This is a genomic window from Polyangium sp. y55x31 (assembly GCF_029946505.1).
Lineage (GTDB): Bacteria > Myxococcota_A > Polyangia > Polyangiales > Polyangiaceae > Polyangium.
In genome coordinates this window covers 256,037-281,223 of record NZ_JARZHG010000002.1, presented here as the reverse complement: position 1 = coordinate 281,223, position 25,187 = coordinate 256,037, and the positions used below count along the sequence as shown (strand labels likewise).

18 protein-coding genes are annotated in these 25,187 nt (G+C 70.0%); 9 read left to right on the top strand and 9 right to left on the bottom strand.

Going from position 1 to position 25,187, the window contains the following annotated elements; genetic code table 11:
- Positions 1-2: 2 nt before the first annotated feature.
- Positions 3-326: a hypothetical protein gene (locus QHF84_RS04370; protein WP_281311889.1), complete on the bottom strand. Its 324-nt coding sequence runs from the start codon at positions 324-326 to the stop codon at positions 3-5.
- A gap of 155 nt (positions 327-481) precedes the next feature.
- Here QHF84_RS04370 and QHF84_RS04365 point away from each other — a divergent pair, with 155 nt between their 5' ends.
- Positions 482-853: a response regulator gene (locus tag QHF84_RS04365; RefSeq protein WP_281311888.1), complete on the top strand. Its 372-nt coding sequence runs from the start codon at positions 482-484 to the stop codon at positions 851-853.
- Between the two features lie 17 nt (positions 854-870).
- On the opposite strand, the gene QHF84_RS04360 is transcribed toward QHF84_RS04365, so the two are convergent.
- Complete coding sequence (locus tag QHF84_RS04360; RefSeq protein ID WP_281311887.1) at positions 871-1,335, bottom strand: YbhB/YbcL family Raf kinase inhibitor-like protein; 465 nt, start codon at positions 1,333-1,335, stop codon at positions 871-873.
- 192 nt (positions 1,336-1,527) lie between these two features.
- On the opposite strand from QHF84_RS04360, the gene QHF84_RS04355 reads away from it, so the two are divergent.
- Both QHF84_RS04355 and QHF84_RS04350 read left to right on the top strand, forming a co-directional pair.
- Positions 1,528-2,598, top strand: coding sequence for a hypothetical protein (locus QHF84_RS04355; RefSeq protein WP_281311886.1), 1,071 nt, complete (start codon positions 1,528-1,530; stop codon positions 2,596-2,598).
- Between the two features lie 166 nt (positions 2,599-2,764).
- Positions 2,765-3,238, top strand: coding sequence for a hypothetical protein (locus QHF84_RS04350; protein WP_281311885.1), 474 nt, complete (start codon positions 2,765-2,767; stop codon positions 3,236-3,238).
- Between the two features lie 3 nt (positions 3,239-3,241).
- On the opposite strand, the gene QHF84_RS04345 is transcribed toward QHF84_RS04350, so the two are convergent.
- The 3 genes from QHF84_RS04345 to QHF84_RS04335 form a co-directional block, all read right to left on the bottom strand.
- The gene (locus tag QHF84_RS04345; RefSeq protein WP_281311884.1) at positions 3,242-4,255 is read right to left on the bottom strand and encodes a diacylglycerol kinase family protein; all 1,014 of its coding nucleotides are present in this window, start codon (positions 4,253-4,255) and stop codon (positions 3,242-3,244) included.
- A 128-nt stretch (positions 4,256-4,383) separates the two neighbouring features.
- Positions 4,384-5,457 carry a hypothetical protein gene (locus tag QHF84_RS04340; RefSeq protein ID WP_281311883.1) on the bottom strand — a complete coding sequence of 358 codons (1,074 nt, stop codon included), beginning with the start codon at positions 5,455-5,457 and terminating at the stop codon, positions 4,384-4,386.
- An 87-nt stretch (positions 5,458-5,544) separates the two neighbouring features.
- Positions 5,545-6,900 carry a hypothetical protein gene (locus tag QHF84_RS04335; protein ID WP_281311882.1) on the bottom strand — a complete coding sequence of 452 codons (1,356 nt, stop codon included), beginning with the start codon at positions 6,898-6,900 and terminating at the stop codon, positions 5,545-5,547.
- 186 nt (positions 6,901-7,086) lie between these two features.
- Between QHF84_RS04335 and QHF84_RS04330 the strand changes: the two genes are divergently transcribed.
- A complete protein-coding gene (locus tag QHF84_RS04330; RefSeq protein ID WP_281311881.1) occupies positions 7,087-8,454 on the top strand; it encodes an MFS transporter in 1,368 nt (455 codons plus the stop codon).
- Here QHF84_RS04330 and QHF84_RS04325 read toward each other — a convergent pair.
- A complete protein-coding gene (locus tag QHF84_RS04325; protein ID WP_281311880.1) occupies positions 8,451-9,929 on the bottom strand; it encodes a metallophosphoesterase in 1,479 nt (492 codons plus the stop codon). The two genes, QHF84_RS04330 and QHF84_RS04325, sit on opposite strands and share 4 nt — an antisense overlap.
- Positions 9,930-10,106: 177 nt before the next feature.
- On the opposite strand from QHF84_RS04325, the gene QHF84_RS04320 reads away from it, so the two are divergent.
- Entirely contained in the window at positions 10,107-10,904 is a 798-nt protein-coding gene (locus tag QHF84_RS04320) for a hypothetical protein (protein WP_281311879.1), read from the top strand.
- On the opposite strand, the gene QHF84_RS04315 is transcribed toward QHF84_RS04320, so the two are convergent.
- Together QHF84_RS04315 and QHF84_RS04310 are read right to left on the bottom strand one after the other, a co-directional pair.
- Positions 10,905-12,179 carry a patatin-like phospholipase family protein gene (locus QHF84_RS04315; protein WP_281311878.1) on the bottom strand — a complete coding sequence of 425 codons (1,275 nt, stop codon included), beginning with the start codon at positions 12,177-12,179 and terminating at the stop codon, positions 10,905-10,907.
- Positions 12,176-16,645 (bottom strand): serine/threonine-protein kinase, encoded by a 4,470-nt coding sequence (locus QHF84_RS04310; protein WP_281311877.1) that lies wholly within the window; start codon positions 16,643-16,645, stop codon positions 12,176-12,178. Before QHF84_RS04310 ends, QHF84_RS04315 begins: the two co-directional genes overlap by 4 nt.
- A 34-nt stretch (positions 16,646-16,679) precedes the next feature.
- On the opposite strand from QHF84_RS04310, the gene QHF84_RS04305 reads away from it, so the two are divergent.
- Together QHF84_RS04305 and ftsH are read left to right on the top strand one after the other, a co-directional pair.
- Positions 16,680-17,855, top strand: a complete 1,176-nt coding sequence (locus QHF84_RS04305; protein ID WP_281311876.1) for a hypothetical protein — start codon at positions 16,680-16,682, stop codon at positions 17,853-17,855.
- 262 nt (positions 17,856-18,117) lie between these two features.
- A complete protein-coding gene (gene ftsH, locus QHF84_RS04300; protein WP_281311875.1) occupies positions 18,118-19,875 on the top strand; it encodes an ATP-dependent zinc metalloprotease FtsH in 1,758 nt (585 codons plus the stop codon).
- A 361-nt stretch (positions 19,876-20,236) separates the two neighbouring features.
- Here the strand turns inward: ftsH and QHF84_RS04295 are convergent, their stop codons facing one another.
- Positions 20,237-23,770 (bottom strand): protein kinase, encoded by a 3,534-nt coding sequence (locus QHF84_RS04295; protein WP_281311874.1) that lies wholly within the window; start codon positions 23,768-23,770, stop codon positions 20,237-20,239.
- Positions 23,771-23,877: 107 nt separating this feature from the next.
- Here QHF84_RS04295 and QHF84_RS04290 point away from each other — a divergent pair, with 107 nt between their 5' ends.
- Positions 23,878-24,129 (top strand): MoaD/ThiS family protein, encoded by a 252-nt coding sequence (locus QHF84_RS04290; protein WP_281311873.1) that lies wholly within the window; start codon positions 23,878-23,880, stop codon positions 24,127-24,129.
- Positions 24,130-24,133: 4 nt separating this feature from the next.
- Positions 24,134-25,183 carry a GTP 3',8-cyclase MoaA gene (gene moaA, locus QHF84_RS04285; RefSeq protein WP_281311872.1) on the top strand — a complete coding sequence of 350 codons (1,050 nt, stop codon included), beginning with the start codon at positions 24,134-24,136 and terminating at the stop codon, positions 25,181-25,183.
- Positions 25,184-25,187 lie beyond the last annotated feature (4 nt).

Sequence of the window (25,187 nt, the reverse complement as noted above, 5' to 3'; positions counted from 1 at the left end):
CCCTACGACCGCCTCGCGCGCTCGCGCAGCAGGGACAGCACGGCCTCGTGATCGTCCGGCGTGAGCGCGACCTTCACGACGCCGCCCCGGTCGAGCACGATGCACCGATCCTTGCCGGGCCGCTCCATGTCGAGGTGGAACCAGTACGGCGCCGGGCCCATGCCCCAGAGGCGCAGCTTGCCCGTGAGCCAGCCCATCGACGTATCGTCCACGCGGCGAATCTCGTCGTACGGGATCCGCTTGCTGCCGAGGGGGAAGTAGTATCGCTTGATGGTGAGCGCATCGTCGTCGCAGACGACGTGCTTGTCTTCATAGAGGACGGTCATGGGCGTGAGGTAGATGCAGGTGACCCTGGAGACAATACCCCCGACCCGCGCTCCGGGGAGGCCGAGCGGCGATCGAAGCGGCTCGATCTGGCCCGCACCCGGGTCTCGATGTAGAAGGGACGAACGGACCCTTCGGGGCCGGAGCGAGTGAAATCATGCGAGTGCTCGTCTGCGAAGATCAGGACGCCATCCGCCGGATGATCGAGACGCTGGTCGGTTCGAGCGGTCACGAGGTGGTGGGCGTCGCCACGGGCGCAAAAGCCGTGGAGCTCGCCTCGACCGAGCGGTTCGACATCCTGCTGCTCGACCTCATGCTCCCGGGCGCGCTCGACGGGTTCGAGGTCTGCGCGCGCCTGCGCGGTCACGAGGCGACCAAGGAGCTGCCGATCTTCGTGATCAGCGCGATGGACGATCCGGAGTCCCGGGCGCGTGTGCGCGACGCCGGCGCGACCGCGTTCTACGCCAAGCCCTTCCGGCCGCTCGAGCTGCTGAAGGACATCCAGGCCATCGCGGCCACCCGCAAATGACGGTAGAGCGCCGCTGATCAGGCGCCCTTTTCGTACGTGCCCACGAGCTCCGCATGCTCGAGCACGTGCCCTTCCATCGCGCGCTCGAGCTCGGCCTTCGTCGGCGTCCCGAGATCCGGCAAGATCATGTCGAGCGCATAGAGCTTGTGGAAATACCGGTGCCGTCCGATCGGCGGACACGGACCACCGTACGCGTCGCGGCCCCAGTCGTTTTTCCCCGCGCGCGCGCCCGCAGGCAGCCCGCTGCCCGCCGACAGGCCCGTCGTAGTCGGCGGGAGGTTGTAGACGACCCAGTGCACCCACGTCCGCTTCGGTGCGCGTGGGTCCGGCGCGTCCGGATCGTCCACGATCAGCGCGAGGCTCTGCGTGCCCGGCGGGACCGACGAGAAGGCGAGCGGCGGCGATCGATCGTCGCCCTCGCAGGTGTGCTCCTTCGGGATGTGGCCGTTCGGCGCGAACGCGGTGGACGTGATCGTCAGCATGCTCCCTCCTCCGGCGCCCGTGTTCGATTCACGCGCGGCGCAGGGAGCATCTGCGGCCCGCGGCGCCGCCCTTCCATCCCCTACACCCCCAAACCCCCGAGCGGTTCGGCCCGGTCGGACCTGACACCCTCGCGAAAACGAGATACATCGTGCGCCATGGCTCTACGCGCGAACGTAGCCCGATGCGCGAGCATGATCGCGCTCGGCCTCGTGGTCTCCACGACCGGATGTCAGGAAGAGAAGAAGCCCGCGGCGCCCATCGCCGACGCGGGCGCGGATGCCCAGACCGGGCCCGTCGTCGGCGGCAAGCTCGGCGAGGCCCTCGCCGCCGCCGCGGCCCAGGCGCCGCCCGCGCAGTCCGCTGGCCCGAAGGACGCCGCAGGAGGCCCGCCCGAGACCGGCATCTTCGAGCCCGCCGCGGCCGACGCCGCCCACGCGCCCACGGCCGCGCCGAAGCTCGAGCTCTTCGGCGACGGCAGCGACCCGAAGGTCCCGCTCTCGTACGCGTTCGCCGGCGGCGACGAGCGCAAGACGACGCTCCTGCTCCAGGTGCGCGCGGCGCAGCAAGGTCTGCCGCCGCTCATCGTCGAGCTCGCCTTCAAGGCCGACAAGGCGAAGGACGACAAGAAGAAGACCGACAAGGCAGCCGAAGCGGCCCCGGCGGGACAACCCGTGGTCGTGAAGCTCGCGGCGGTCCGCGCGATCCGCGGCGACCTGCCGGCCGAGCTCAAGAACCTGAAGGACAGCGTGATCCGCTACCGGCTCCAGCCTTCCGGGATCGCCACGGATCTGGCGGTCGAGTTCCCGAAAGACTCGACGCCGGGCATCGAGCTCGTGACGGGCTCGCTGGTCGACGCGGTGCTCGCGTCGACGGTGCCCGTGCCGGACAAACCGGTCGGAGTGGGCGCCTACTGGATGGTGACCGACCGGGCGCGCTCGTCGGGCGTGGATGTGCTGCGCTACCGCGTCGCGAAGGTGGAGAAGCTCGACGGCAAGCGGGCGACGTTGTCGCTCGAGGTCCGACAATACGCGGCGAACACGACGCTCGGCTTGCCCGGCTTGCCGAAGGACGTGCCCGTCTCGCTCGAGCGCTACGAGTCGCGGGGCAAGGGCGAGCTCGAGGTGGGCGACAGCCGGTTCATGCCCGAGCGCGGGCAGATCGCGCTCGTGATGCAGTCGCTGCTCAAATCACCGAATCAGCCGGCGGGTCAGCAGCTCGTGATCCAAACGGAGACGAAGGCCGCGCTCGGGGCCGCACCCTGACGCGCAGGACGGGAGCACGCGGAGCGGGCGATCAGGACCGCTCTGCGACGTTCCCGCCCGGCACGTTCCTTCTTGGCGGAAGGGGGCGTTGGCGACGCTCGTGCATAAAACCCCTGCGAGGAGGCGCGGCGGGCCCGTCCGACGGCGGGGTCCTCGCGGTATCAGCATGGGGGACGCCAAGAACAAGGACACCGCGCAATCGGAGATCCCGGCGAGCCTGTCCAATTTCCTCGCCGAATCCTCGCTGACGGAGGGGCAACGCCGGCGCATCGCCCTCTTCCGGAGCGTGGAAAATGCGGTTTGCTCGCGCATCGAGCAGATCTGCGTGACGAGCGGGATCGACGTGGTCGACGTGGCCGTGCTCGTCGTCGACGTCTCCGCGCACGAGCTGTTTTTCCAGGACGAGGACCCCGTGGGGACGTGCGTGCTCATCGGGCATCGCGACAAAGTCCACGCTTTCCTGCGATCGGCGCTCCCTCCCGCGGAGGACGCTCCGTTCGATCCGTACGAGGATCTCCGCACGGCCGCGCCCGCGCGTTGCGTGCGCGTGATGATCGTCGACCAGGAGTCCTTGACGGTGATGAGCTACGGGACGTTCGTCACGGTGCGGCTCGACGCCGCCGACATGCCGGAGGCGTGAGCGTCACGAATTGCCGGGCTGAATCCAGGGCGGGGGGAACGTAAAGGTGCTCCCGCCCGGCGGCCGAATGCCCGCCTTGTGCTCCACGACAATCTGGACACGCGGCCCGACGCGCATCTCGAGCGGCCCGTTGTGCTCGTGCAGATCGCCGTCGAGCACGTACCGCACCACGCCCGAGCGTGCTTCCAGGATCGCGTGCTCGGCGAGGTGGTCGTACGTGTGCTCCTCGCCCATCGGGCGCGCCTGCCAGATGTCCGGGAGCTTCTTGACGAACCCGAGCGCGGTCGTGTGGATGCCGAGGAGGTGGAAGCGGCCCGGGACATGGCCCGAGCGATAGAAAGGCCGGAAACCGAGGCCAATCTGATCAACCGTTCCCGCGGCGATGCAGAGGTAGTCCCGCATGGGCAAACGCACGCCGCCGGAGAGCTCGACCGAGCCTTCCCAGCGCTCGGCGACCGGCGTTTTCAGCCCGAGAAGGACGTTCTTGCTGGCCTCGTAGAGCACGGAGGCGGCGTGGACGGGGTTCGGCTCGGGGTGCCGGTAGTACTCGGCCATGTATCCGTGGATCGCGCCGGTGCCGAAAATGAACCCGTAATGGTCATTGATTCGCATCGTGCTCCGCTCGACCACGCGCAGCGAAGCTTTTCCGCGCTCGTTGTAGCGGGCGATCAGCGCGGCGAGCAGGCCATCGGGCTTGCCGCGGGGCACGCCCACGGCGTTCGCGACCGTGTTCATCGTGCCGCCGCGCAAAAACGCGATCGCCGGGAGCGGCTCGTCGCTGTAGACCTCGAGGAATCCGGTCAGGGTGATGTGATTCGTGCCGTCTCCGCCGGAGATGCCGAGCACGTCGATCTTGAGTTTTCGGAAATCTTCCGCGATTCGAGCGAGGTCCTCTCGCGTCCGCGCGGTGCGAACGACGCCTCGATCGCCGAGGGTCCGCGCCAGCCGCGAGGCCGCGGCCGGGTCGCGACGGTTCTGTCGGGAGCGAGGATTCAGAACGACGCCAATGCCACCCATGTGATCATCCGTTACGGGATTGCGTCGAAACGTCAAGAACTTCGCGACGGCAAAACGCTATGAAACGCCTGCGAAATGGCCTTCGCGGAGGTGGCGATTCGATTACGCGCGTCGTTCGGAGCGTTCGATCACGACTTGCCGCGTGGAGTTTTCCAACGGGCCTCGAGATGGACACGCACGATATCGGCCATGAGTCCGATGTGCGCGCAGTGATCGGGCTTGTCGTCGCCGGTGTAACCACGGACGTGGAAATCGCCCTTGTCGTAGCGGCGGATGAGATCGAGCCCGAGCACGTCCGCGCGCTTGGCCTTCTTCGGCTTGCCCTTGAGCTCACCGATGACGTAACTCGCGACCTCCGTCGTCGACGCGTAGCCGGGCGGGATGATCGACGAGTGGCTCAGGAACATGAGCGCCTGCTTCTTCGCGGCGCGCTTGGCGTAATCCACGAAGACGTCGATCTGCTGCGTCTTGAGGGCCTTCGAGCGCTCGTCGGTGTACCCGGTGTGCAGGGAGTCGAGCAGGATGACCGCGTCGACGCGCTTGCCCGCAGGCTGGCGTAGGATCTGTTCGATGGCTCCGTAGCCCGCGCTCCAGGACGAGAGCGCGAGCTTGCGGACGTGCGCCTTGGGGTTGCCCGTCTTCTTCGCCATCGCCGCCTCGACGCTGGCGAGGAGCTGGGTGAAGGTGTTCGGCGCGGCAAACCCCTGCTGGTACGCGCCCGAGCCAATGCCGAGGTCGATGCCGACGAGCACCGAGCCCTTGGCCGTCTTGACGAACTCCTTGCGGATGGGCTCGTGGCCGTGGAAGTGGACGATGAGGTCGAAGCCGCCGGTCTTCGTGATGCCGCCCTTCTTCGGGGCGATCATCTGGCCGATCGTGGGCTCGTTCGACCAGCGGTCGTAGATGCCGAAGCCCGGGTCGGGGGTCATGCAGGGGTGGATGCCGCCCCGGCGCTTCTTCGCAGGCGCGCTCGCTTGTTTCCCTTCGCCCTTCTGGGCCTCCGCCGCGGCGGACTCGGCCTTGGGGGCGACGAGGACCGCGGGCTTGTTGTCGGCCTCTTTCTTGGCTTCCTGGGCCTCGGGCTTGGGCGCGGCGTCCTCCGCCGCGGCGGGCAGGGACGCGAGGAGGGAGGTCGCTCCGAGGAGCGAGACGAGCGCGCCGATGCGGTAGAGGCTCTTCGAGGAAAGGGAAAAGAAGCGCATCCGGGTCTGTGCCTCCTCGCATGAATACGGCGGAGAGGCCACTTTATTGCCGCGGACGGCCGGGCGCGTGAAGAAAGTTCGGCGGCTTCAGCGGCCGGGGTAACCGCCGCCGGGCGGAAAACCGCCGCCGGGGGGCATGCCGCCCGGGGGAAAACCGCCGCCGGGAGGCATGCCGCCGCCGGGATACCCCTGCTGCATGGCCTGCTGCGGGTAGGGCTGGGCAGCGCCGGCGTCGGCGGCGGCGAGGATCTGCTCCTCGGCCTGCGAGGCGAGCTGCGCGACCGTCGCGGCCTGCTCCTGCGCGGAGAGCTTGCTGAAGAAGGCCCAGAACTCGGGCTCGCGGCCGAGGTGCACCGTCGAGAGGACGAGCACGATGGGGACCGCAGGCTTCTCGATGTCCGCGAGCTCGGTGGCGCGCCTGCGCCAGTTCGAGAGGCCCTCGAACATACGCACGGTCCACTGGAAGCCGAGGCCGAGGAGGAGGCCGACCATGACGCCCGCGACGAAGATGTCGGCGTCGAGCGGGAACACGATCGCGGCGATGAGGCCGCCGACGCCCGCGCCGATGACGAGGCCGGGTTCGCCGCCGTTGTGCTGCGAAGCGAGCGTGAGCAGCGCCGCGGCTTGCATGCCGGAGTTGCCCGTCTTCGCGGCCTCGCGCAGGGGCAAGAGCGTCGAGAGGCGCCTCGAAGCGGCCGCGCGCACGCTGAGGAAGCTCGCGAGGAGCGTGAGCACGCCGATGAGCACGCCGAGGCCGACCGCGAGCTCGCGCGGGAGCAGACCCTTCGGCAAGGGCTCGCGCACCTGCGCGGTCTTCGCCTTCTCCTGCTCGGCGTCGGCGGCCTTCTTGAGCGCGCTTTCCGCTTCCTTCGTCGCCTCGAGCACCTTGTCGACCGGCGCTTCGCCGAGCGCCGCGAGCAGCTTGCGCGCGGCCTCGACCTGCGACTTGTAGTCCTCGCCGGGCGTCACGGCGGCCGCGGCCACGACCGCGTCCCAGCCCTTCGCCGCCTCGGGTTTGGCCCCGGTCACGCCGTCGACGAGCGGCCGACACGGCGCGAGCAGTTTTACCTGCTTGTAAGAAGGCAGCGCCGAGGGCCACGCGAGATCGACGTCGGGCTCTTTTTCCTTCGGCGGCGGCGGCTTCTTGCCTTTCACCGGCGGCGGCGTGGCGCTCGGCGTGGCCGTCGCGGCGAGGCGCGCGGCCTTCGCGGAGGCCTTGAACACGGGGATCTCCGTGTTCAGCCGATCGGCGGCGGTCTGGCAGGCTTTCGCCTGCTGCGCCTTCGTGTCCGCGGCCTTCGCGGTGGCGATCGCCGCGGGGTCGGGGATGAGCCGTCCTTCGGCCGTGACGAGCCGCACGACCGCGCCTCCGAAGGAGAGCACGAGTACGGTCAGCGCGACGATCGTCCAGCGCATCTCCTCGCGTCGGGTGTAGACGTTCACCGCGCTTCCCTCATCACGGAATCCGTGGCCCCAGAGCGGCGCCGGCAGAGCCTCGACATGTCGTCTCCACGTCTAACCGAGACGGCCGAAAACCGCTACCTCCTGGAAGAGGCCCCCAGTATTTCCGCGGTGCGTCGGCCAGAAGGTGGGCCCGCCGGGGCTTTCTGTTGTAGGGGACTCGGCAACGTGGCAGTCGTCGAACGTGCGTCCGCCGGTGCGGAGGTGACCCCTCCGGGCCGTTCCCTCGAAGAGGTCTACGCGCCTCCGAAGAGCGCGACGCCGGACGAACCACGGCGCGAGGCCGAGAGCACAGCCGCAAAGAGCCCGCTCCGCGAGGCGCCGTGGGTCGCCACGACGTACTTCGGCGAGGGGCTGCCGTACTCGATCGTCCATCAGGTGAGCGCGGAGCTCTTCACGGCGTTCGGCGCGAGCTTGCAGGCGATCGGGTACACGTCGCTCTACGGCTTCGCCTGGAACACGAAGTTCCTCTGGAGCCCGTTCGTCGACATCTACGGCGCCAGACGTGGCTGGGTCGTCGCGACCCAGATCGCGCTCGGGCTCGCGATGCTCGCGCTCGCGATGCCGGCCGATCGCGGGGATCTGCCCGCGGTGGCGTGGGGGCTCGTCGCCGTGTCGGTGCTCGCGGCGACGCAGGACATCTCGGTGGACGGGTTCTACCTCGACGCGTTGCCCGAGAAGCGGCAGGCGGCGTTCTCGGGGCTGCGCGTGGCCGCGTTCCGGGTCGCGATGCTGGTCGCGAAGGGCGGGCTCGTGATGCTCGCGGGGATCGCGGGCGGGTGGCGCTACGCGTTCTTCGCGGCGGCCGCGATGATGCTTCTCCTCGGCGTGGGGCATGCGCTGCTGTTGCCGCGCCCCGTGGCGCCCGCGCGGGCCGAGGCCGAGGCGCGCGTGGTTCCAAAAGCCGACGCTTCGTACCTGCAAGCGTTCGTCACGTTCCTGCGCCAGCCCAACGTCGGGCTCGTGCTCGCGTTCATCCTGACATTCCGCGCGGGCGACGCGCTCATGTTCGCGATGCACACGCCCTTCCTGAAGGACCTCGGCCTGAACCTCGCGCAGCGTGGGTTCGTGAGCGGTACGTGGGGCACGGTCTCCTCGATCGCGGGCTCGATCCTCGGAGGGATGGTGGTCTCGCGGCTCGGCCTCGAGCGTACGCTCAAGCCGATCGCGATCCTCCAGAGCGCGGCGATCCCGCTCTACGCGTGGCTCGCCTGGACGCGGCCGGGGATCACGGCGATCGCCGCCGTGGTGCTCGTCGAGCAGTTCGTGGCCTACGCAGGCTCGACCGCGTTCATGGTCTTCATCATGCGGCGCTGCCAGGGCGCCTACCGGGCCACGCACTTCGCGATCGGCAGCGCGCTCATGTCGCTGGCCACGACGCTCGCGGGCTCGGTGAGCGGGCACCTCGCCGAGCGCGTCGGGTTCACGACGTTCTTCCTGATCGCGTTCGCGGCCTCGATCCCGGGCGTGATCGTGTCGATGTTCGTCCCGACGAACCGCGCGGACGAGGAGCCTGCGAAGCCTGCGCAGGTCTAGATGGCACGGGCATCGTCGCTGCGGATCTCGGGGGCCTCGGTGCTGCGCGGGACGGCCTCGCTGCGCGGAGGCGCTTCGGGTTGTGGCTCGCGGATGATGCGGGGCTCGATCACGCCGCCCTTCCAGGCGTAGAGCCCGCCGGAGAGCTCGCCCCGATCGTCGTTCGTGAGCCAGACGAAGGGGTGCTCGCCGAAGCGAGGCGCGCCGTCGGGGCCATCGACGGCGGCGGACCAGGAGCCGCTGTTGCCGATGAAGACGTCGCCCTCCCACGAGCCCTCGGGGTTGTGCGTGTGGCCGAAGACGACGGCGCGGGCGCCGTGGATCTTCGCGACGTTCCGCATCACGCGGCCAACGCGCAGCCACGTCTCGGCGAGCGGAGGCTTGGGGACGAGGCGATCGTAGAGCACGAAGACGAGCAGCGGCACGAGCCCGCCGAGGAGCCCGAGCGGCAGGCCCACGACGCCGATGAAGAGCGCGCCGAGCGCCGCGCCGACGAGGATCACGAACACGTGATCGACCCAGAGCTCGCGCACGACGCGGAGGAAACGCGACTCGGCGGGCGGCTCGAAGAGGCGGGCGTGACGCGCGACGGCCGCGACGCGCTCGCCCGTCTCGCGGGCGCAGGCGATCACGTTGCCGCGGTAGCGCGCGCGGCAGAAGGGCCGTCGCGAGCGCCAGAGGCGGGCGAGGATCCGCGCGGTGCCGAACGCCCAGATGAGCGCGAGCCAGCGGCGCGAGAAGAGGTAGAAGCGCGCCCAGTGCAGGAAGTAGCCGAGCTGCGTCATCATGACGGAGCTGTCGTCGTGCGGGTTGAAGTAGCCGAGGCGCGAGACGAGCAGCCGTGTCCCCATCGAGCCCATCGTCGCCACGATCTCGCGCCCGCCGTCGTCGTACGGGGCCATCGGGTAGCGGTAGCTGCAGTAGGGATCGTAGAGGTGGCCGTGCTCGATGAGCACACGATCGGGCGTGACGTGCATCCACGCGCGGAAGTGGATCCGCGCCGCGATCGCGGCCCGCGCGCCCGGGCTGCGATCGCGCGCTCGCAAGGCGCACGCGGCGTCGCAGAGGCGCGCCGCGATGTGCGCGCGGACCTCGGGCAGCGTGAGCAGGACGTCGTGGTTGCCCGACACGATCACGATCTCGTGCCCCTCGTCGAGCACGCGCCCGAGCGCTTCGAGGAAGATCGGGTGATCGTCCAGGATCGCCGCGATCGCAGGCACGCCGTGCTCGGCGTCGCGCGGAAGATCGTGGCAGACGCTGCGACCGTCGATCACGCGCGGAGCGTCGAAGTCGAAGACGTCGCCGTTCAGCACGAGCGTCATCCGCTGCCCGCGGACGGCGTCGAGGACCGCGTCCAGCATGCCCGCGATCTCACCGTCCGGCAGGAAAGCTCGCTGCCGATGACGCATCCACGGACCCGTCCCCGGCTCCACTTCGGAGAGGTGGATGTCGGAAATCACGAGCGTGTGATGCATTACGTTAAGGATGGCACGGCGATGAGGCGGACGCCTGCCAGGGGATCTCCTAACGACGTGAAATCATTGAGAACGGACGGGGAACGTCAGCGGCGGTCGGGCGGGGACGAAGGAGCACGCAAGGGCTTGCGGAGGGGTGGCGCGGACGCCCAGGTTCTACCGAAGCGGAGGGGAGCGATGCGGGCGACCGAAGCGTTGGGGCGGGCGATTGGCGGCGTTTTGTCCCCGATCACGGGGGAGGGGAGTCTTCTCCGGCGTGCACGGCTCTTCCATCCGGACGGCGTCCTGTTCCGGGCAGACGTGCGGCCCCTCGCGCGCGAAGGTGCCGTGGGAGAGCTCGCGCAGAGGCTCGCGGGGCCCGCGCTCGTGCGGCTGTCGAGCGCGTGGTGGCGTCACGAGAAGGAGCTGCCGGACGCACTCGGGATCGCGGTGCGGTTCTGCGGGCGCATGCCGACGGCGACGTCGGTGGAGGCCTCCGCGAGGGATCAAGACCTGCTTTTCGCGACGTTCCAGCACATCTGGTCGCTGCCGTTCGCGCCGCTCACCACGAACGTGCACGACTTCCTGGGGAACCAGTACCACGCGATCCTGCCGTTCTACGTGCTCGGGCTCGGACGCGTGAAGTTCAGGCTCATGCCGTCGCGGCAGAGGCAACACGACACGCACGGGAGTCGGCGCGAGCGACTCGAGCGGGCCGTCGCCGCGGGGAACGCGGTGCTCCGGCTCGAGGTCGCACAGGTGGGAGCGATCGGCGCGCGGCTGCGTTCACCGGAGCAGATCCTGCGGATGTCGCGATGGCAAGCGGTGGCGGTGATCGATCTCGAGGAGCGATCCCTCGTGGATCAGGAGGCGCTGTCGTTCACGCCGTTCCACGCAGGTCGAGGGATCATGCCGATCGGTCCGTTCCAGATGATGCGCGCCGCGACGTACGCAGCGAGCCGCACGGGCAGGAAGGTCGCGTCGATCGCGGCGTGATCACTCGACGGGCGGAGGGATCGTCCAGCTCGTGTTCTCGGCGTGGCGCGGCTCGTCGTCCTCGGACGCGCTGCCGAAGAAGTCGGCGATGTCGTGCCTTCGCGCCTCGGCGTCGGCGCGGCCGAGGTCGATGAGCCTGCGCGCGAAGGCGCCGTCGAAGAGCAGGTAACTCGCGAGGTCCGCTTCGGTCGCCTCGCCGACGTCGACGAGCGTGAGCATGCGCCGCGCGAACGCAGGGCCGCCGTGGATGTTGCCGCGACGCACGTACTCGGCCGCGAGACGGCCGATGTCCTCGCTCGGACGCACGACGAGCGAGTGGATGCGGTTGTACGGCATCGTGCCGCGTCGCTCGGCGCTCACGTTGACCTTGTCCAGGAACTCGCCGCCGAACGTGTTCTCCGCGTCCTCGATGATGTGGTTCAAGCGCGTCATCACCTCGAGGTCCGTCTGGATGTGATCGAGGAGGAACGCGTTCAGGATCTTGCCGAGCAGGAAGGCCGCGCCCGGCGGCTTCTCGTCCTCGGGCATGGTGCTCGGGCCCGTGAGCTCGCGCGAGAGGCCGATCGCGAAGACGTGCGTCGCGCCGAGCCGGAGCGCCGGCGCGATGGGCGTGTTCTGACGGACGCCGCCATCCATGAAGAGCTCGCGGCCGATGCGGACGGGCGGGAACAAGATGGGGATCGCCGCGGAGGCGAGCGCGTGCAACGGGCCGATGTGCGCGCCGCGGATGAGCGTGCGCGGCGGCGCCGTCGTGGGCAGCGCACCGTCGGGGCCGGTCTGCATGAAGATGACCGTGCGACCCGACGCGACCTCGGTGGCCGAGACGCTGAGCGCGCCGAGGTGGCCGCGGCGGAGCGTGCGCGCGATGGCCCGCCACGGGATCTCGCGCTCGACGAGCTTGGCCATCGGCGTGACGTCGAAGACGCCGGCCGCCGCCTTGCCGCCGCCGAGAAGGACACGCGGGAGGCTCACGGCCTGGCGAAGGCCAAAGCCGAGCACGTCCGGCAGATCGAGCTCGGTCCAGAGGTTCGCGAGGCGGCGGATGCCCGTCGTGGCGTCGCCGAGATGCGCGGCGAGGAAACACGCGTTGATCGCGCCGACCGAGGTCCCGCAGAGGATGTCGATGCGCGGGACCGCGCCGCGCACGCGCGCGAAATTGTCGAGTACGTACGACAGGACGCCGACCTCGTACGCGCCGCGCGCGCCGCCGCCCGACAGGATCAACGCGACCTTTCGTCGGCTCGCCCCCGCTCGCTTCGTGGTCTTCGAACTCATGCCATTCCGCCGCGACTGAGCGGATCCGAGCGAGAAGTAGCGTCGGATCCGTCTGCCTCGGACAGAATGCGCTCGACGACGGGTCTTCGCAAGAAGAGCGCACGGAGGCGAGCATCTCGGACGTACCCGGCGACCTTGCGTACGTGCGTCGCGGCGCGGAGCAGCGCGTCACGAGCGCCGCTGGAGCTGCCTTTGCGCAGCGCTTCGATGCAGAGCGCGCGGACCTCGATGCCGTACTCGGAGAAGCTCGTGGCTTCGATCGCGCCGAGCGCCGTGCGAGCGAGCAGGACACCGGTGTGATGCTCGCCCGCGTCGACGCGCGCGGCGGATTCGATGGCGGTCGCGTGAATGTGGTAGCTCAAAAGACCTTGCGGCTCGGCGAGCTTGCGCGCGGCCTGCGCGTGGACGACGGCCTCGTGCGGGCGGTTTTCCGCGCGCGCTAGAAGAGCGCGGACGATGCGCTCGTGCACGGTGTCGTATGCGCTGCCGGTGACGGCCACGAGCGCGCCGGCGTCGCCGCACATCGTGGCGGCCTCGGCGATGATGCCGAGCTCGATGAGGATCTCCGCGGAGCAAAGGAGCGTGTCGGCGCGCGAGTCCTGATCGGCGTAGCGCTCGTGCGCTTCGCGGGCGCGCTTGAGGTAACTCAGGCCGCGCTCGGTGTCGCCGAGGCGCGCGTAGGCCTGGCCCACGTTGCTGAGCGTCTTGGCGATCTGGAAGCGGCCGCCGATGGCGAGGTCGATGCCGATGGAAGAGAGGCCGAGGGCGATCGCGTCCTCGAAGCGCTCCATGACGAACATGGCGTACGCGAGGGCGTTTTTCGCGCGCGCTTCGCTGCGGCGCGCGCCGACGGCGCGGAAGACGGCGATCGCTTCGGCGTGCGCGGCGGCGGCTTCCTCGACGCGGCCGATGCGTCGGAGCAGGACGCCCTTCGAGCGGAGCACCTCGGCGCGCAGGCGCGGCTGGAGCTTGGCGGTGTGCGTGACCTCGAGCGCGCGCTCGCAGGCGTCGATGGCGCCCTGCACGTCGCCGAGATCGCCGAGGACCTCGGCGAGGATCGTGTACGCCTCGACCTCGAGCGCGGGCTGGCGCGCGAGGCGCGCGATCTCGGTGGCGCGCTGCGCGGCGGGTAAACCTCGCGCGAGGTGGCCGTCGTCGCAGTCGAGGCGCGCGGTGCGGACGAGGGCGAGCGCGACGCTGCGCGCCTTGCCGCTCTGCCGCGCGAGCTTGCGTAACGCTTCGAGGTGCTTGCGGCGCTCGCTCCGGCGTCCGAGGTGCCGGTAGATCGCTTCGAGCGCGGCGTGCGCGTTCATGCGGCGCGGATCCTCGGGCGGGAGCAGGGAGAGCGCGCGCAGGTAGTAACGGAGCGCGAGCTGCTCCTGGTGCGTCGCGCGCGCGGCGCCCGCGGCTTCGAGGTACATCTCCGCGGCGGGGACGGCGGCCTCGCCGCGCGCGAGGTGGCGCGCGACGATCGCGGCGGAGAGGCCACGCGCGAGCGGCGTGCGCGAGAGGTGCTCGCCGAGCGAGAGGTGCATGCGCGAGCGCTTGGCCGTATCGAGCGCGAGGTAGGCGACGTCGCGCGCGAGCGGGTGGCGGAAGTCGACCGAGCCAGCGCGCCGATCGCAGAGACCGCGCGCGCAGAGGCGCGTGATCGCCTCGTCGTCGGGGAGTCGCGCGAGCGCGAGGATGTCGGTCTCCGTCAGCGGGCCTCCGGCGACGGCGAGCCAGTCGACGACGTCGTGCTCCGCGAGCGGCAGCTCGCGCAGGCGATCCCCGATGAGCTGTTCGAGCGTGGAGGGCAGGGTCTCGCTGCGCTCGCCGGGGCGCTCGTGCCGCACGAGCTCGTGGAGCCCTTCGCTGCGCTCGACGATCTCCAGCGTGCCGCGCTCGAGCAGCGCGTCGACCATCTCGAGCAGGAAAAAGGGGTTGCCCGCGACGCGCGGGACGAGCTCGCTGCACACGGCCGCGACGCCTTCCCGCACGCCGAGCCGCGCCTCGACGAGGCGCACCTGTTCTTCCGGTTCGAGCCCGCGCAGCTCGATCCGCACGAGGCCCTCGACGTACGGGAGCACGCGCTCGTCGGCGCGCGTCACGAGCACGACGAGGATCGGGAGCGCCTCGTTCCTGCGGAGCAGCTCCTTCAAGAGCTCGAGGCTCGCGCGGTCGGCCCACTGCAGGCCGTCGACGACGACGACGACCGGCTGCCTGCGCCCGAGCCCGGCGAGCAGGTGGCGCATGCCCTGGACGACGAGGTCGTGGCGGTAGTTGCTCGCGTCTTCTTCCTGGTGATCGCCGTGTTTGCCGGTCACGAGCTCGGCGAGGCGCTGGATCTCACGCGGCGCGCTCGGGGTGCGGGCGAAGGGGCCGAAGACGTCGCGCAGCGCGCCTTGCGCCTCGTCGAGCGAATTGTCGAGGCCCATGCCCGTCACGTCGCGCACGACGTCGGCGACGGTGGCGAGCGGCAGCTCCATCTTCACGGGCGAGCACTCGACCTGCACCACACGCGCGCCGCTCGGCAGCTCCGAGAGGAACGTCGAGACGAGCGCTGTCTTGCCGATGCCCATCTCGCCGACGACCACGCGCGCGACGAGCTCGCCGAAGGATCTGCGCGAGAGCGGCGCCGCATCGAAGGCCTGCGTCCTCGGGCCGCTCGGGGACTCCTGCGAGGTGTACGCTTCCGACGAAGGAGGCGATCCCGGGACGCCGCCGAGCGGCGGCGAAACCGCGCGGTGATACGCGGCGTAGAGGTCTGCCTTCTCGGCGTCGCGTCCGACGAGATCACTCTGGCCGAGCACGAGCTCCGCCGTGCGCTCCTCACGCGTGAGGAGTCGATCGAGCGCGTAGAGGCGCATCTGCGCGGGAACGCGGTGGCCGCCCGTGTCGCCCAGCGTGAGGCTCGGCGCCTCGCCCCAGCGAAAGTCACGCCGCACGAGGCGGTAGACGCCGCCCGCGACCCACGTCTTGCCGAACGGCGTCGCGGCGCCGACGCGATCGGCGAGGAAGTCCGCGGGTTCCTGCAGGGAGTGTCGGACGAGGTGGCCTTGCGGATCACGCTCACCGGAAGCGATGCCCCGGACGATGCCGATCGACGCGCGCAGCGGCGCCGGCAGATCCTCGCTCGCGCCGGCGAGCGCCTCGTGCACGTCGATCGCGAGCGTCGCGGCGTCGGCCGCCGCGCGCGAAGGGTTCGCCATGAGGCCGACGACCGCACGGGCCGACCACGGCGACTCCCACGACCACACCGCGCCGCGCTTGAACGCGATGTCGTCGAGCGTCTGCCGGATCGACGCGCCCATCCGCCGCGCGGCCTGCTTGCCGTGCGCGCTCTCGAGATCGACCGTGCCGTCGATGCGCAGCGTGACGACCGCGACGTGCCGGACCTCGCGTGCGACGCGCGTGGGCTTCTCGCCGTTCGTCCCGTCGGACGGGGTCCGCGCGAGCGGCACCGCGGCGAGCGTCGCGGCCTCCGGCGCCTCGCGTGGGCTCGCGAGCGGCAGCTCGAGCTCACGTCCGAAGAGCTCGAGCAGCATGGCTTCGATCGACGCCGAGTCGACGAGCTCCTGCTTCGCGAGCAGCGTGCGCATGATCGCCGCGCTCATGTCGCGCGCGGTCTGGAAGCGGTGCTCGCGCGGTCCCCGCATCGCCTTGAGGACGATGGCTTCGAGCTCGGGAGGCACGTCGCTCACGTGCGTCGACGGAGGCTGGAACGCGCCCGTCTTCACGGCTTCGAGCAGCGCGTCGTCGTCGAGCTTCCCGTACGGCGATCGAAGCGCGAGCATCTCGTACAGCACGACGCCGAGCGCGTAGATGTCGCCTCTCCGATCGACGCGCTCGCCGCGGGCCTGCTCGGGCGACATGTACCCGAACTTGCCCTTCAGCACGCCGGCCTCCTCGCGGAAGAGGTTCGCGCTCGCGATGCCGAAGTCGGCGATCTTCACCGCGCCTTCGTACGAGAGCAAAATGTTCTGCGGCGAGATGTCGCGGTGGACGATGGCGAGCGGCACGCCGCCCTCGTCCTTGCGCTCGTGGGCGTAGTGCAGGCCCTTGGCCGCCTCGGAGACGATGTACGCCGCGACGAACGGCGGGATCCGCGCGCCGATGCGCTTCGCCGTCGACATGATCTTGCCGAGGTCGAAGCCCTCGACGTACTCCATCGAGAGCAAGAGCCCGTCGTCGCCGTGGTCGCTGAACTCGTAGACTTGGACGATGTTCGGGTGGTTCAGGCGCGTCGCGAGGTGCGCCTCCTCGACGAACATCGAGCGGAACCGCCGCGACGAGCCGTGCGCCGGCAGCACGCGCTTGACGACGAGCAGCTTGTACGTGCCCTCGGCGCCGCGTTTCTTGGCGAGAAACACCTCGGCCATGCCGCCTGCGCCGAGGCGGCGCAGGATCTCGAAGTCGGCGAGCTGGTCGGGGTGCATGGCGATCATCACGCGCGCGCCGGGAGACGGGCGCCTCGGCTGCATGGTAGCGTCGCAGCCCACTCCCGTGACATCGAGCATGCTACGCCCCACGCCCATCTCCTGCAGCAAGCGGAAGCTCGCCGTCGGCTTCTCTGCCTGCGCCCTCGCGCTCGTCGCCGTCCCCGCGCTCGCCTTCGCCCAGGCGCCGCCTACCAAGGGAACCGACATGGAGCTCGACCCCGACGCGAAGCCTCCGCCGCCGGCCGAGCCCCCGCCGCTCCCGCCCGCGCAGGAGGGCGACTGGGGCGTCGGAGGCGCCGACGAAGAGGGGAAATTCGCGCCGTCCGGCAAGACGGGCGCAAAGAAGCGGGAAGAGGACGAGAAGGCGGAGGAGGCGAAGGCCGAGAACTACCGCGCGCTCCCGCCGCGTGAGGTCGGCGTCGACATGGTGATCGGCTTCGGCGAGACCCGCGATGTCCTCAGCGATACGGATCCCACCGACGTCACCGTCGCCTCGTTCGTTCCGTACTTCTTCTGGCGCCTGAACGAGACGTGGGCGATCGGCGCGCGTGTGCCCTTCGCGACGGGCAGCATCGACGGCCCGATCGAGAACCCCGTCAGCTCGTTTGCCCTCGGCAACATCGAGGCGAGCGTGCACGCGCGCTTCAAGTTGAAGCGACGCATGACGCTCCCCGTGAGCCTCGCGATCGCCGTGCCCACCGCGCAGGGCGACATGTTCCCCGAGCAGGATGCAGCAGGCGCGAGGCCACAAGCAGTCTTGAACCAGGCCGTCGCCGGCGCGCGAGGTTGGGAGGAGCAAGCGCCCTACACACCGAACCGCCTCGGCGCGACGCCGAGCGTCGGCTTCGCTTACGACACGCGCCTGTTGCACCTCGCGGCGAGCACGAAGTTCGAGCTCATGATCAAGACGGGCGGCGGCACGCCCGAGAGCGCGGCCACCGGCACGTTGCACTCGCCCGCGTACAACTGGGTGACGAGCGCGTCGTTCTTCTACGACTTCCTCGACGGCATGGTCTCGCCGGGCCTGCGCGCGTGGCTCGCGGTCTCGCAGCAGCCGGTCACCAAGGGCACGAGCGACTACTCCGGCGCGCAGTTCGTGATCGAGCCCGACGTGAACAGCACGATCCCCGTCGGCAAGTCGCTCGCCGTACGCGCGGGAATCGGATTCCTCGTCCCACTCGGCGGCCCGCTCGGCGGCTCGAACGGGGCGACCATCAACGGATTCCGTCTTCGCGCAGGTCTCGCGTTCTGACTTCCGGACAAACCCGGAAAAACGCCCGCCAGAGCTCGCCTGCCGAGTCTATAAGTCTCGGAAATCAGAACAGAAAACGTCATCGTCCACGCTGGCGGACAACCTCCTCGCAGCTATCGTGCTTCGCCCCGGCTGCAAACCGCCGGCCGTTGCGACCGTTTTGGTCGACTGCGCGCCGGATCGATTGGGCCGGGCGACGAGGTGCGACGCGATGGGATGGCTCTCGAGATTCGAAAAGCGGCTGGGGCGTGTAGTCGGTCCGGTGGTCGTTCTGATCATCGCGGTGACGATCGGTGCCCTCGTCTACTCGCTGCGAGGACCGCGCGAGGGGACGATCTCTTACACCGAGCTCACGCAGATCACGGGATCGCAGGCGATCACCGAGGTACGCGTGGAGGGTGAACGCTTCTCGATCCGAAATGCCGACGGTTCTCTTCGCGTGGGCATCGTCGGGGACGAGGAGGCGCGGCACGCGCTCGTCGACAAGTTCGCCGCCGCAGGCATCGCCGTCGAATACGGCTCACGCGAGGGCTCGGCAGGCGCGCGCGCAGCGACGGCGCTCGCGCCGATCGCGGTGATGCTCGCGCTCGGCGCCGTCGGCATCGGTCTGCACCGCAGGAAGAGCCGCGCGCACTTCTCCGAGGGTCAGTCGCCCAGCGTCGGCAAGGTCCGCTTCACGGACGTGGCCGGCATGGACGAGGTCAAGGAGGCGCTCGCCGAGACGGTGGAGTTCCTCAAGAACCCCGAGCGCTTCGGTCGTCTCGGCGGGCGCGCGCCGCGCGGCGTGTTGCTCACGGGTGATCCCGGCACGGGCAAGACGCTGCTCGCGCGCGCCGTCGCAACCGAGGCCGGCGTGCCCTTCCTCTCCGCATCGGGCTCGAGCTTCCAGGAGATGTTCGTCGGCGTCGGCGCCTCCCGCGTGCGCAACCTCTTCGCCGAGGCGCGCCGCGTCTCGCCCTGCATCGTGTTCATCGACGAGATCGACGCCGTCGGCCGCTCGCGCGGGCGCGGCGGGGACTCGGCCTCCGCCGATCACGACCAGACCTTGAACCAGCTCCTCGTCGAGATGGACGGCTTCGATCACACGACGGGCATCGTCGTCATGGCCTCGACGAACCGCGTGGACGTGCTCGATCCGGCGCTGCTCCGCCCCGGCCGCTTCGACCGTCAGATCGTGGTGCCGCTGCCGGATCTGCGCGGCCGCCGGGAGATCCTCGAAGTGCACGCGCGGCCGATCGCGCTGAAAGAAGACATCGACCTCGCACACGTGGCGAAGGTGACGCCGGGCTTCTCCGGCGCAGAGCTCGCGAACCTGTTGAACGAGGCGGCAATCCTCGCGGCGCGCAGCGGCGCAGACAAGGTGGACCTCGAGCACATCGACAAGGCGCGTGATCGCGTGCTGATGGGCGAGGAGCGCAAGAGCCTCGTGATGGACGCAGAGGAGCGGCGCGCGACGGCAGTACACGAGGCCGGGCACGTGACGGTGGCGCTCTCAGCGAAGCACGCGGACCCCGTGCACAAGGTGTCGATCCTGCCGCGCGGCCGAGCGCTCGGCGTGACGCAGGCGCTGCCCGAGCGCGATCGGCTGCTCTACACGAAGGAGTACCTCGAGGATCAGATCTGCATGCTCATGGGCGGTCGCGCAGCGGAGATGGTCGTGCTCGGCACGATGACCGCAGGGGCGGCAGACGACATCCAGCGCGCCGCATCGCTCGCGCGGAAGATGGTGGCCGAACTCGGCATGAGTGAGCTCGGGCCGATCAACGTGACGGATCACCCGGGCCACGTGACGCACAGCGAGCACCTCCACGCGCGGGTCGACGAGGTCGCACGCAAGCTCGTCGAGCAGCAACTCGAGCGCGCCTGCCGCATCGTTCGCGAGACGCGCGACGGCGTCCTCCTCCTCGCCGAGCGCCTCCTCGAAGAGGACACGCTCGTCGGCGACGCGATCGTCGCGTGCTTCGAGAAGCGCGCCGATCACGCCGAGGCCGCCCCCGCGGAGTTCGTGGCCTCCGCTTGAACGTAGCGCCGGGGTTTCACCCCGGACCCGAGCAGGGGCTCTCCGCCCCTGCACCCGGACCAGCGCAAGCGCTGGACCTTTGGTGGAAGAACTGCGCGGTGCGCAGTTCTTCCAACGGCCGGTGGCAAGACCACGAGGGGCCGTCTCACGTGGCGACGGGGTGTCGCCCGTCGAACCGTCAGCGGTGCTGTCTTGGTTGGCAGGGTCGTCGCCGGTCTTGCTTCGGCTGTTCGATGAACTGCGCACCGCGCAGTTCATCGACCCCGAGTCCAGCGCTTGCGCTGGTCCGGGGTGAAGGGGGCGGACAGCCCCCTTCTGGGGTGCGGGGCAACGCCCCGCGCGCCGACGGCTAGGTCTAGCTCTAGCTGCTGGGCTTCGCGGAGGGCGGCGCTGCGACGACTTGCTCGGCGGGTGGCGGCGTCGAGAGCGGGCTCCGCGTGGAGAGCGCGCGCACCCACGCGGCGATCGTCTCGCTTGCGGGCGTGGGCCAGCCCATGCGGCTGAACCTGCGCAGGAGTTCGGGGGTGTGGTCGCCGGTGCGGCTTGGATCCTGGAACGTCTTGCGTGCTTGATCGAGCACGTGCGCGGCGTCCTGGAAGCGGCCCTCGTGGTACGCGAGCCATGCCCGCGTGAGCGCGAGGTGCTGCTTCGGCTCGGCCTCGGCGAGCCCTGTGGCCTCGCACTCGGCGAGTGCTGCGCGTGCGACCTCCGCTTGACCGCGTTCGAGCGCGATCTGCGCGACGATGATCTTGATCTCGACTTGCCCCCATGGATCGGCGAGCCGATCGAAGAGCGCTGCCGCGGCGCGCGCGTGTGCCTCCGCCATGTCGAGCTGACCTGCGTCGAATGCGGTCATCGCGAGCAGACGCTCGCATGCGCCCTCGCCGCGCGGGTTGCCGAGGTCGCGGAAGCTTCGACGGGACAGGAGCGCCACCCGCCGTGCTTCTTCGAGCCGACCCTCGCGATGATCCGAGTGCGCGAGTGTGACGTCGCATTGGGCCATGCCGAGGCGATAGCCGATTGCGTCGAACTCGGCGCGCGCCGTGCGTAGGAGCGCGCGCGCCTTCTCGGGCGAGCCTCCGGCCTGCTCGACGAAGCTGTGGAGCACGAGGCACTGCGCGTGGCCGAGGCGATCGCCGACGGCCTGGAACTTCGGCCCTGCGCTCTCGAGGATGCGAGCGGCGTCGAGGTGTGCGCCGAGCAGGAAGTCGATCTCCCCGAGGATCACCTCGCAGAGGGCTTGCCCGTGCGTGTCGCCGAGCGACTGGAACATGTCGAGCGCCTTCGCCACGAGCTTGCGACCCTCGGCGGGCGCGGCGAGATCACTCGTGGCGTGACCGAGGAGCCGGAGGCACGCGGCTTCGCTCTCGGGATCGCCTGCCTCGTGGAAGAGCCTGCGCGCCTCTTCGGCTTCGCGCCGGCAGTCTTCGAGCCTGCCCGCGTGTCGCAGCGCCTCGGCGCGCCACCTGCGATGGTGCGCGAGCGGCAAACCTTCGAGCCGACCATCGAGCAGCGACAGATCACGCAACGTCGCCTGCACGTCGCGCTTGCGCCCCCACGACTCCGCGATCGATCGGTGCAAGAGCTCTGCGGCGACGTTCACGTCGCCCGCGCGCACGAGGTTCATCACGCGGTGACGCACGATGCGCCGGCTGCTCGCGTCGGGGTGATGGGCGAGTGCGTTCGCGGCGGCGCGAAGGACCACGGGCGCGTCGGGCTGCGCGAAGAGCTGCCCGAGCAGGTGCTCTTGCAAGAGTGCGTGGGGCCATCGCAGGCGTTCTTCTCCGGATGCGAGCAGGATCTGCGCGCGCTTCATCGCGGCCACGGCGCGTTCTGCGTCCACGCCGAGCGCCCCGAGCTCGAGCCTCAGCACGTCCTCGCGGATGTCTCCGCCGAGCGCCGCCGCTGCGCGCGCGCCGCGCCGGAGATCCTCGGGGATCGCGCGCAGCCGCTCCTCCCAGAGCTCGGCCGTCGTGGCTGCGCGCATCGCGAGCTTCGCGTCGGGCACCACGTAGCGCCCGTCGCGCAGCTCGATGTGCCCGCCCGTCGCCCACGCGTGAACGATCTGCAGCGCGAACAGCGGATTGCCTTTGCTGCGTTGCGCGGCCTCGACCACGGCTGCCTCGTCGAGCGGCAACGTCTCGCGAAGGAGCGCGTGCGTCTGCGTCGGATCGAGCGGCTCGAGCGTCAGGCGATCGCCGCCGAGCTCGCGCAGGAGCCACTCGACCCACTCGCGCGCGACCGGGTCCGTCATGATCGCCTCGTCGCGCACCGTGCCGACGATGAGCAGCCGAAGGCCCGGCGTCTCGCGGTGCAGCCGCGCCATGCCCTCGAACGTCGTCGGCGAGCCGTGATGCAGATCGTCGAGCATCAGGAGCAACGGACGGTTCTTCGCGATTTTCTGCAGCGCATACTGCATCACGCGCCACCGCGTCTCCGACGAGAGTGCGAAGCGTTTGCCCGTCGGGCCGATCGCGTCGCCTTGCGACGAGGGCCGGATCCACTCGGCCGTCGCCGCGACCCACATCTTTCCTTCGTCATCGTCGGGCGCGACTTCCCACTGGTTCAGGAGGACCTTCTCGACGACGTCGCGGCCTTCGCGCTCCAGCCGGTAGTGCTGCACGATCGCGCCGACCACGCCGTCGAGCGGCGCGGCGATCTTCCGGTAACGCGCGCGCAGCGGCACCATCAGGCCACGCTCGTGCACTTCCTCGCAGAGCCACTCCGCGAGGCGCGACTTGCCCACGCCTGCCTCACCCGAGAGGAGCACGAAGCGGTGCTCCGCGGCCTCCGACGTGGCGATCTGGTTCGCCATGTCGAGCAGGCGCGAGCGCTCTGCGGCACGCGCGACGAAGGGGCTCGGCCGGAGGCCGAGCAGGCCCGTCGTGGTCACCTGCGAGTCGAGGTAGTTGCTCTCGATGACCAGCGGCGAATCGCGCAGGGGCATCGACATCGGAGGCGCGGCCGAGGGCCTCGGCGTCGCCGTCGGATCTCCGCCGCGCGGCCGCATGCGCCAGAGGAGCGCGCGCGCGTCGGCCGCGAAATCGAAGCGTTGCCACGGACGCTTGTTCATCAAGCGCCGCACGAGCGGCACGATGTCCGGCGGGATGCCCGGACGGAGCGGCACCTCGGGTAGCGCCGCGCTCTTGTGCTTCGCGAGCAGCTCCTCGTCCGTGCCCTCGTACGGCTCGCGGTTCGCGATCATCGTGAACAGCACGCAGCCGAGCGAGTAGAGATCGGTCGACGGACCCACGTGCGGCGCGGCGTAACGGATCTGCTCCGGCGCCATCCACCCCGGCGTGCCTGCGCCCCAGCGGATCGTCGGCTTCGAGACGGGCGAGCCGTCGAGCCTGTGATCGACACGATCCTGCATGAGCCACGCGAGCCCGAGATCGAGCACGTGCACCGTCGGCGGCTCCGTGTCGTCGTGCGGGATGTCGACGAGGATGTTCGACGGTTTGAGATCTCCGTGGATGACGCCGCGCGCGTGCGCATGTGCGAGCGCGGCGAGCACGTCGTCGGTGATCTTCCAGATCAGCGGCCACGGCAGGCCGCCTTCCTCTTGCGCGAGGTAGAGCCACTCGTGCAGCGATCGACCCGGCACCGCATCCATCACGAGGAACGGCGTGCCGTCGGCGAGCGCGCCGAAGTCACGCGCGCGCACGATGCACGGGTGCGAGAGCGCCGCGAGCGCGCGGGCCTCCTCGTGGAACCACCACGCTTCCTCGGCGCGTGGCCGCGCCCCCGGTCGGCTCAGGACCTTCACGGCCACCCGGTCGTCGGCCACGAGATCACGGCAGAGGTAGACGACCCCCATGCCGCCACGCCCGAGCTCCCGTCGAACCTGGTACCGTCCGGCCAGAATCTTGCCGATCGTGCCGGTTTGCTCGCTCATCGGACGGGCGAATATATCTCGGCGCTGGCCGCCCGGTACTGCGACGAGGCGGCTTGTTTCCGCGCCCGATCTGTCAACCTCGATCCAACAATGCTACGTTACGGAACATGTCGAACACGGTGAGGCTGCTCGCGTTCGCGGGGGCGCGCGACGTGCTCGGTGCTTCGGAGCTCGTCTTTCCGCTCGATGCGCCGTGCACCGCCGAGGAGCTTCTTCACCACGTTTGCAGCCGATTTCCCGCGCTCGTGCCGTATCGGCGATCCATCCGCGTCGCGGTGAACGGCGCGTATGCAGGGCCCGACGAAGAGGTCCGCTCGGGGGACGAGGTTGCGTTGATCCCGCCCGTCGCGGGAGGGTGAGGCGATGGCGGTGGTGAACGATCCGGCAGCCGAGAAGAGGCGATCTCTGCCGATGCTCGGCGCGCGCGCGCTCGTTCCGACGCGCGCTTCGGCCGGCCCGCCGCCGCGCAGCGTGCGTGTCTCCGTGACCGATCGATGCGACTTCGCCTGCACGTACTGCCGGCCCTCGCGGAACGACGGCTACACGGACGGCCGCCTCATGACGGCGGCGTGGAAGACGATGTTCGAGGCGCTGCGCCGAGCCGGCGTGCGTCGCGTGCGGCTCACGGGCGGCGAGCCCCTCGTGCATCCCGAGATCGTCTCGATCGTCGCGCACCTCTCCTCGCTTGGCTTCGAGGACCTCGCGCTCACCACGAATGCCTCGCAGCTCGCGCGCCTCGCGCGGCCGCTGCGTGACGCGGGCCTGCATCGCGTGAACGTCTCGATCGACACGCTCGATCCGGTCCGTTTTCGCGAGGTCACGCGTGGTGGAGATCTCGATGCCGTCCTCGCGGGCATCGACGCCGCGATCGAAGCGGGGTTCTCGCCGATCAAACTCAACACCGTCGTCCTGCGCGGCGTGAACGACGACGAGCTCGAGCGCATCCTGCTCTGGGCCTGGGAAAAAAGCCTCTTGCCGCGGTTCCTCGAGGTCATGCCGATCGCCGAGGGCGCGAAGCTCGTGGCCGATCACCTCGTCACCGCGGCCGAGATGCGCCGCGCGCTCGCCGAGCACCTCCTCCCCGAGGAGGCCGTCACCGATCCGGGCCTCGGCCCCGCGAAGTACGTGCGCGCTCGCCACGATCCGGCGCTTCGTGTCGGGTTCATCACGGGCACGAGCGACACGTTCTGCGAGACCTGTGATCGCCTGCGCGTCTCGTCGACGGGCGTCCTCAGGCCTTGCCTCGCCACGGACGACGGCGTGGACGCAGCGGCGCCTGCGCGTGCGGGCGACGCGGAGGCGATCGTCGAGCACATCGGGCGCGCCTGGTCGATGAAGCCCGACGGCACGATCTGGAAGGGCTGCACCGAAGAGACCGCCGCGGGCGTGTCCATGCGCGCGATCGGCGGGTAGGATC

What these genes read in the sequence shown, in the direction of transcription:
- QHF84_RS04370 (WP_281311889.1), bottom strand. Translation starts at nt 326, where the DNA reads ATGACCGTCCTCTATGAAGACAAGCACGTCGTCTGCGACGACGATGCG.
- QHF84_RS04365 (WP_281311888.1), top strand. Translation starts at nt 482, where the DNA reads ATGCGAGTGCTCGTCTGCGAAGATCAGGACGCCATCCGCCGGATGATC.
- QHF84_RS04360 (WP_281311887.1), bottom strand. Translation starts at nt 1,335, where the DNA reads ATGCTGACGATCACGTCCACCGCGTTCGCGCCGAACGGCCACATCCCG.
- QHF84_RS04355 (WP_281311886.1), top strand. Translation starts at nt 1,528, where the DNA reads ATGATCGCGCTCGGCCTCGTGGTCTCCACGACCGGATGTCAGGAAGAG.
- QHF84_RS04350 (WP_281311885.1), top strand. Translation starts at nt 2,765, where the DNA reads ATGGGGGACGCCAAGAACAAGGACACCGCGCAATCGGAGATCCCGGCG.
- QHF84_RS04345 (WP_281311884.1), bottom strand. Translation starts at nt 4,255, where the DNA reads ATGGGTGGCATTGGCGTCGTTCTGAATCCTCGCTCCCGACAGAACCGT.
- QHF84_RS04340 (WP_281311883.1), bottom strand. Translation starts at nt 5,457, where the DNA reads ATGCGCTTCTTTTCCCTTTCCTCGAAGAGCCTCTACCGCATCGGCGCG.
- QHF84_RS04325 (WP_281311880.1), bottom strand. Translation starts at nt 9,929, where the DNA reads ATGCATCACACGCTCGTGATTTCCGACATCCACCTCTCCGAAGTGGAG.
- QHF84_RS04320 (WP_281311879.1), top strand. Translation starts at nt 10,107, where the DNA reads ATGCGGGCGACCGAAGCGTTGGGGCGGGCGATTGGCGGCGTTTTGTCC.
- QHF84_RS04315 (WP_281311878.1), bottom strand. Translation starts at nt 12,179, where the DNA reads ATGAGTTCGAAGACCACGAAGCGAGCGGGGGCGAGCCGACGAAAGGTC.
- QHF84_RS04310 (WP_281311877.1), bottom strand. Translation starts at nt 16,645, where the DNA reads ATGCAGCCGAGGCGCCCGTCTCCCGGCGCGCGCGTGATGATCGCCATG.
- QHF84_RS04305 (WP_281311876.1), top strand. Translation starts at nt 16,680, where the DNA reads ATGCTACGCCCCACGCCCATCTCCTGCAGCAAGCGGAAGCTCGCCGTC.
- QHF84_RS04295 (WP_281311874.1), bottom strand. Translation starts at nt 23,770, where the DNA reads ATGAGCGAGCAAACCGGCACGATCGGCAAGATTCTGGCCGGACGGTAC.
- QHF84_RS04290 (WP_281311873.1), top strand. Translation starts at nt 23,878, where the DNA reads ATGTCGAACACGGTGAGGCTGCTCGCGTTCGCGGGGGCGCGCGACGTG.
- moaA (WP_281311872.1), top strand. Translation starts at nt 24,134, where the DNA reads ATGGCGGTGGTGAACGATCCGGCAGCCGAGAAGAGGCGATCTCTGCCG.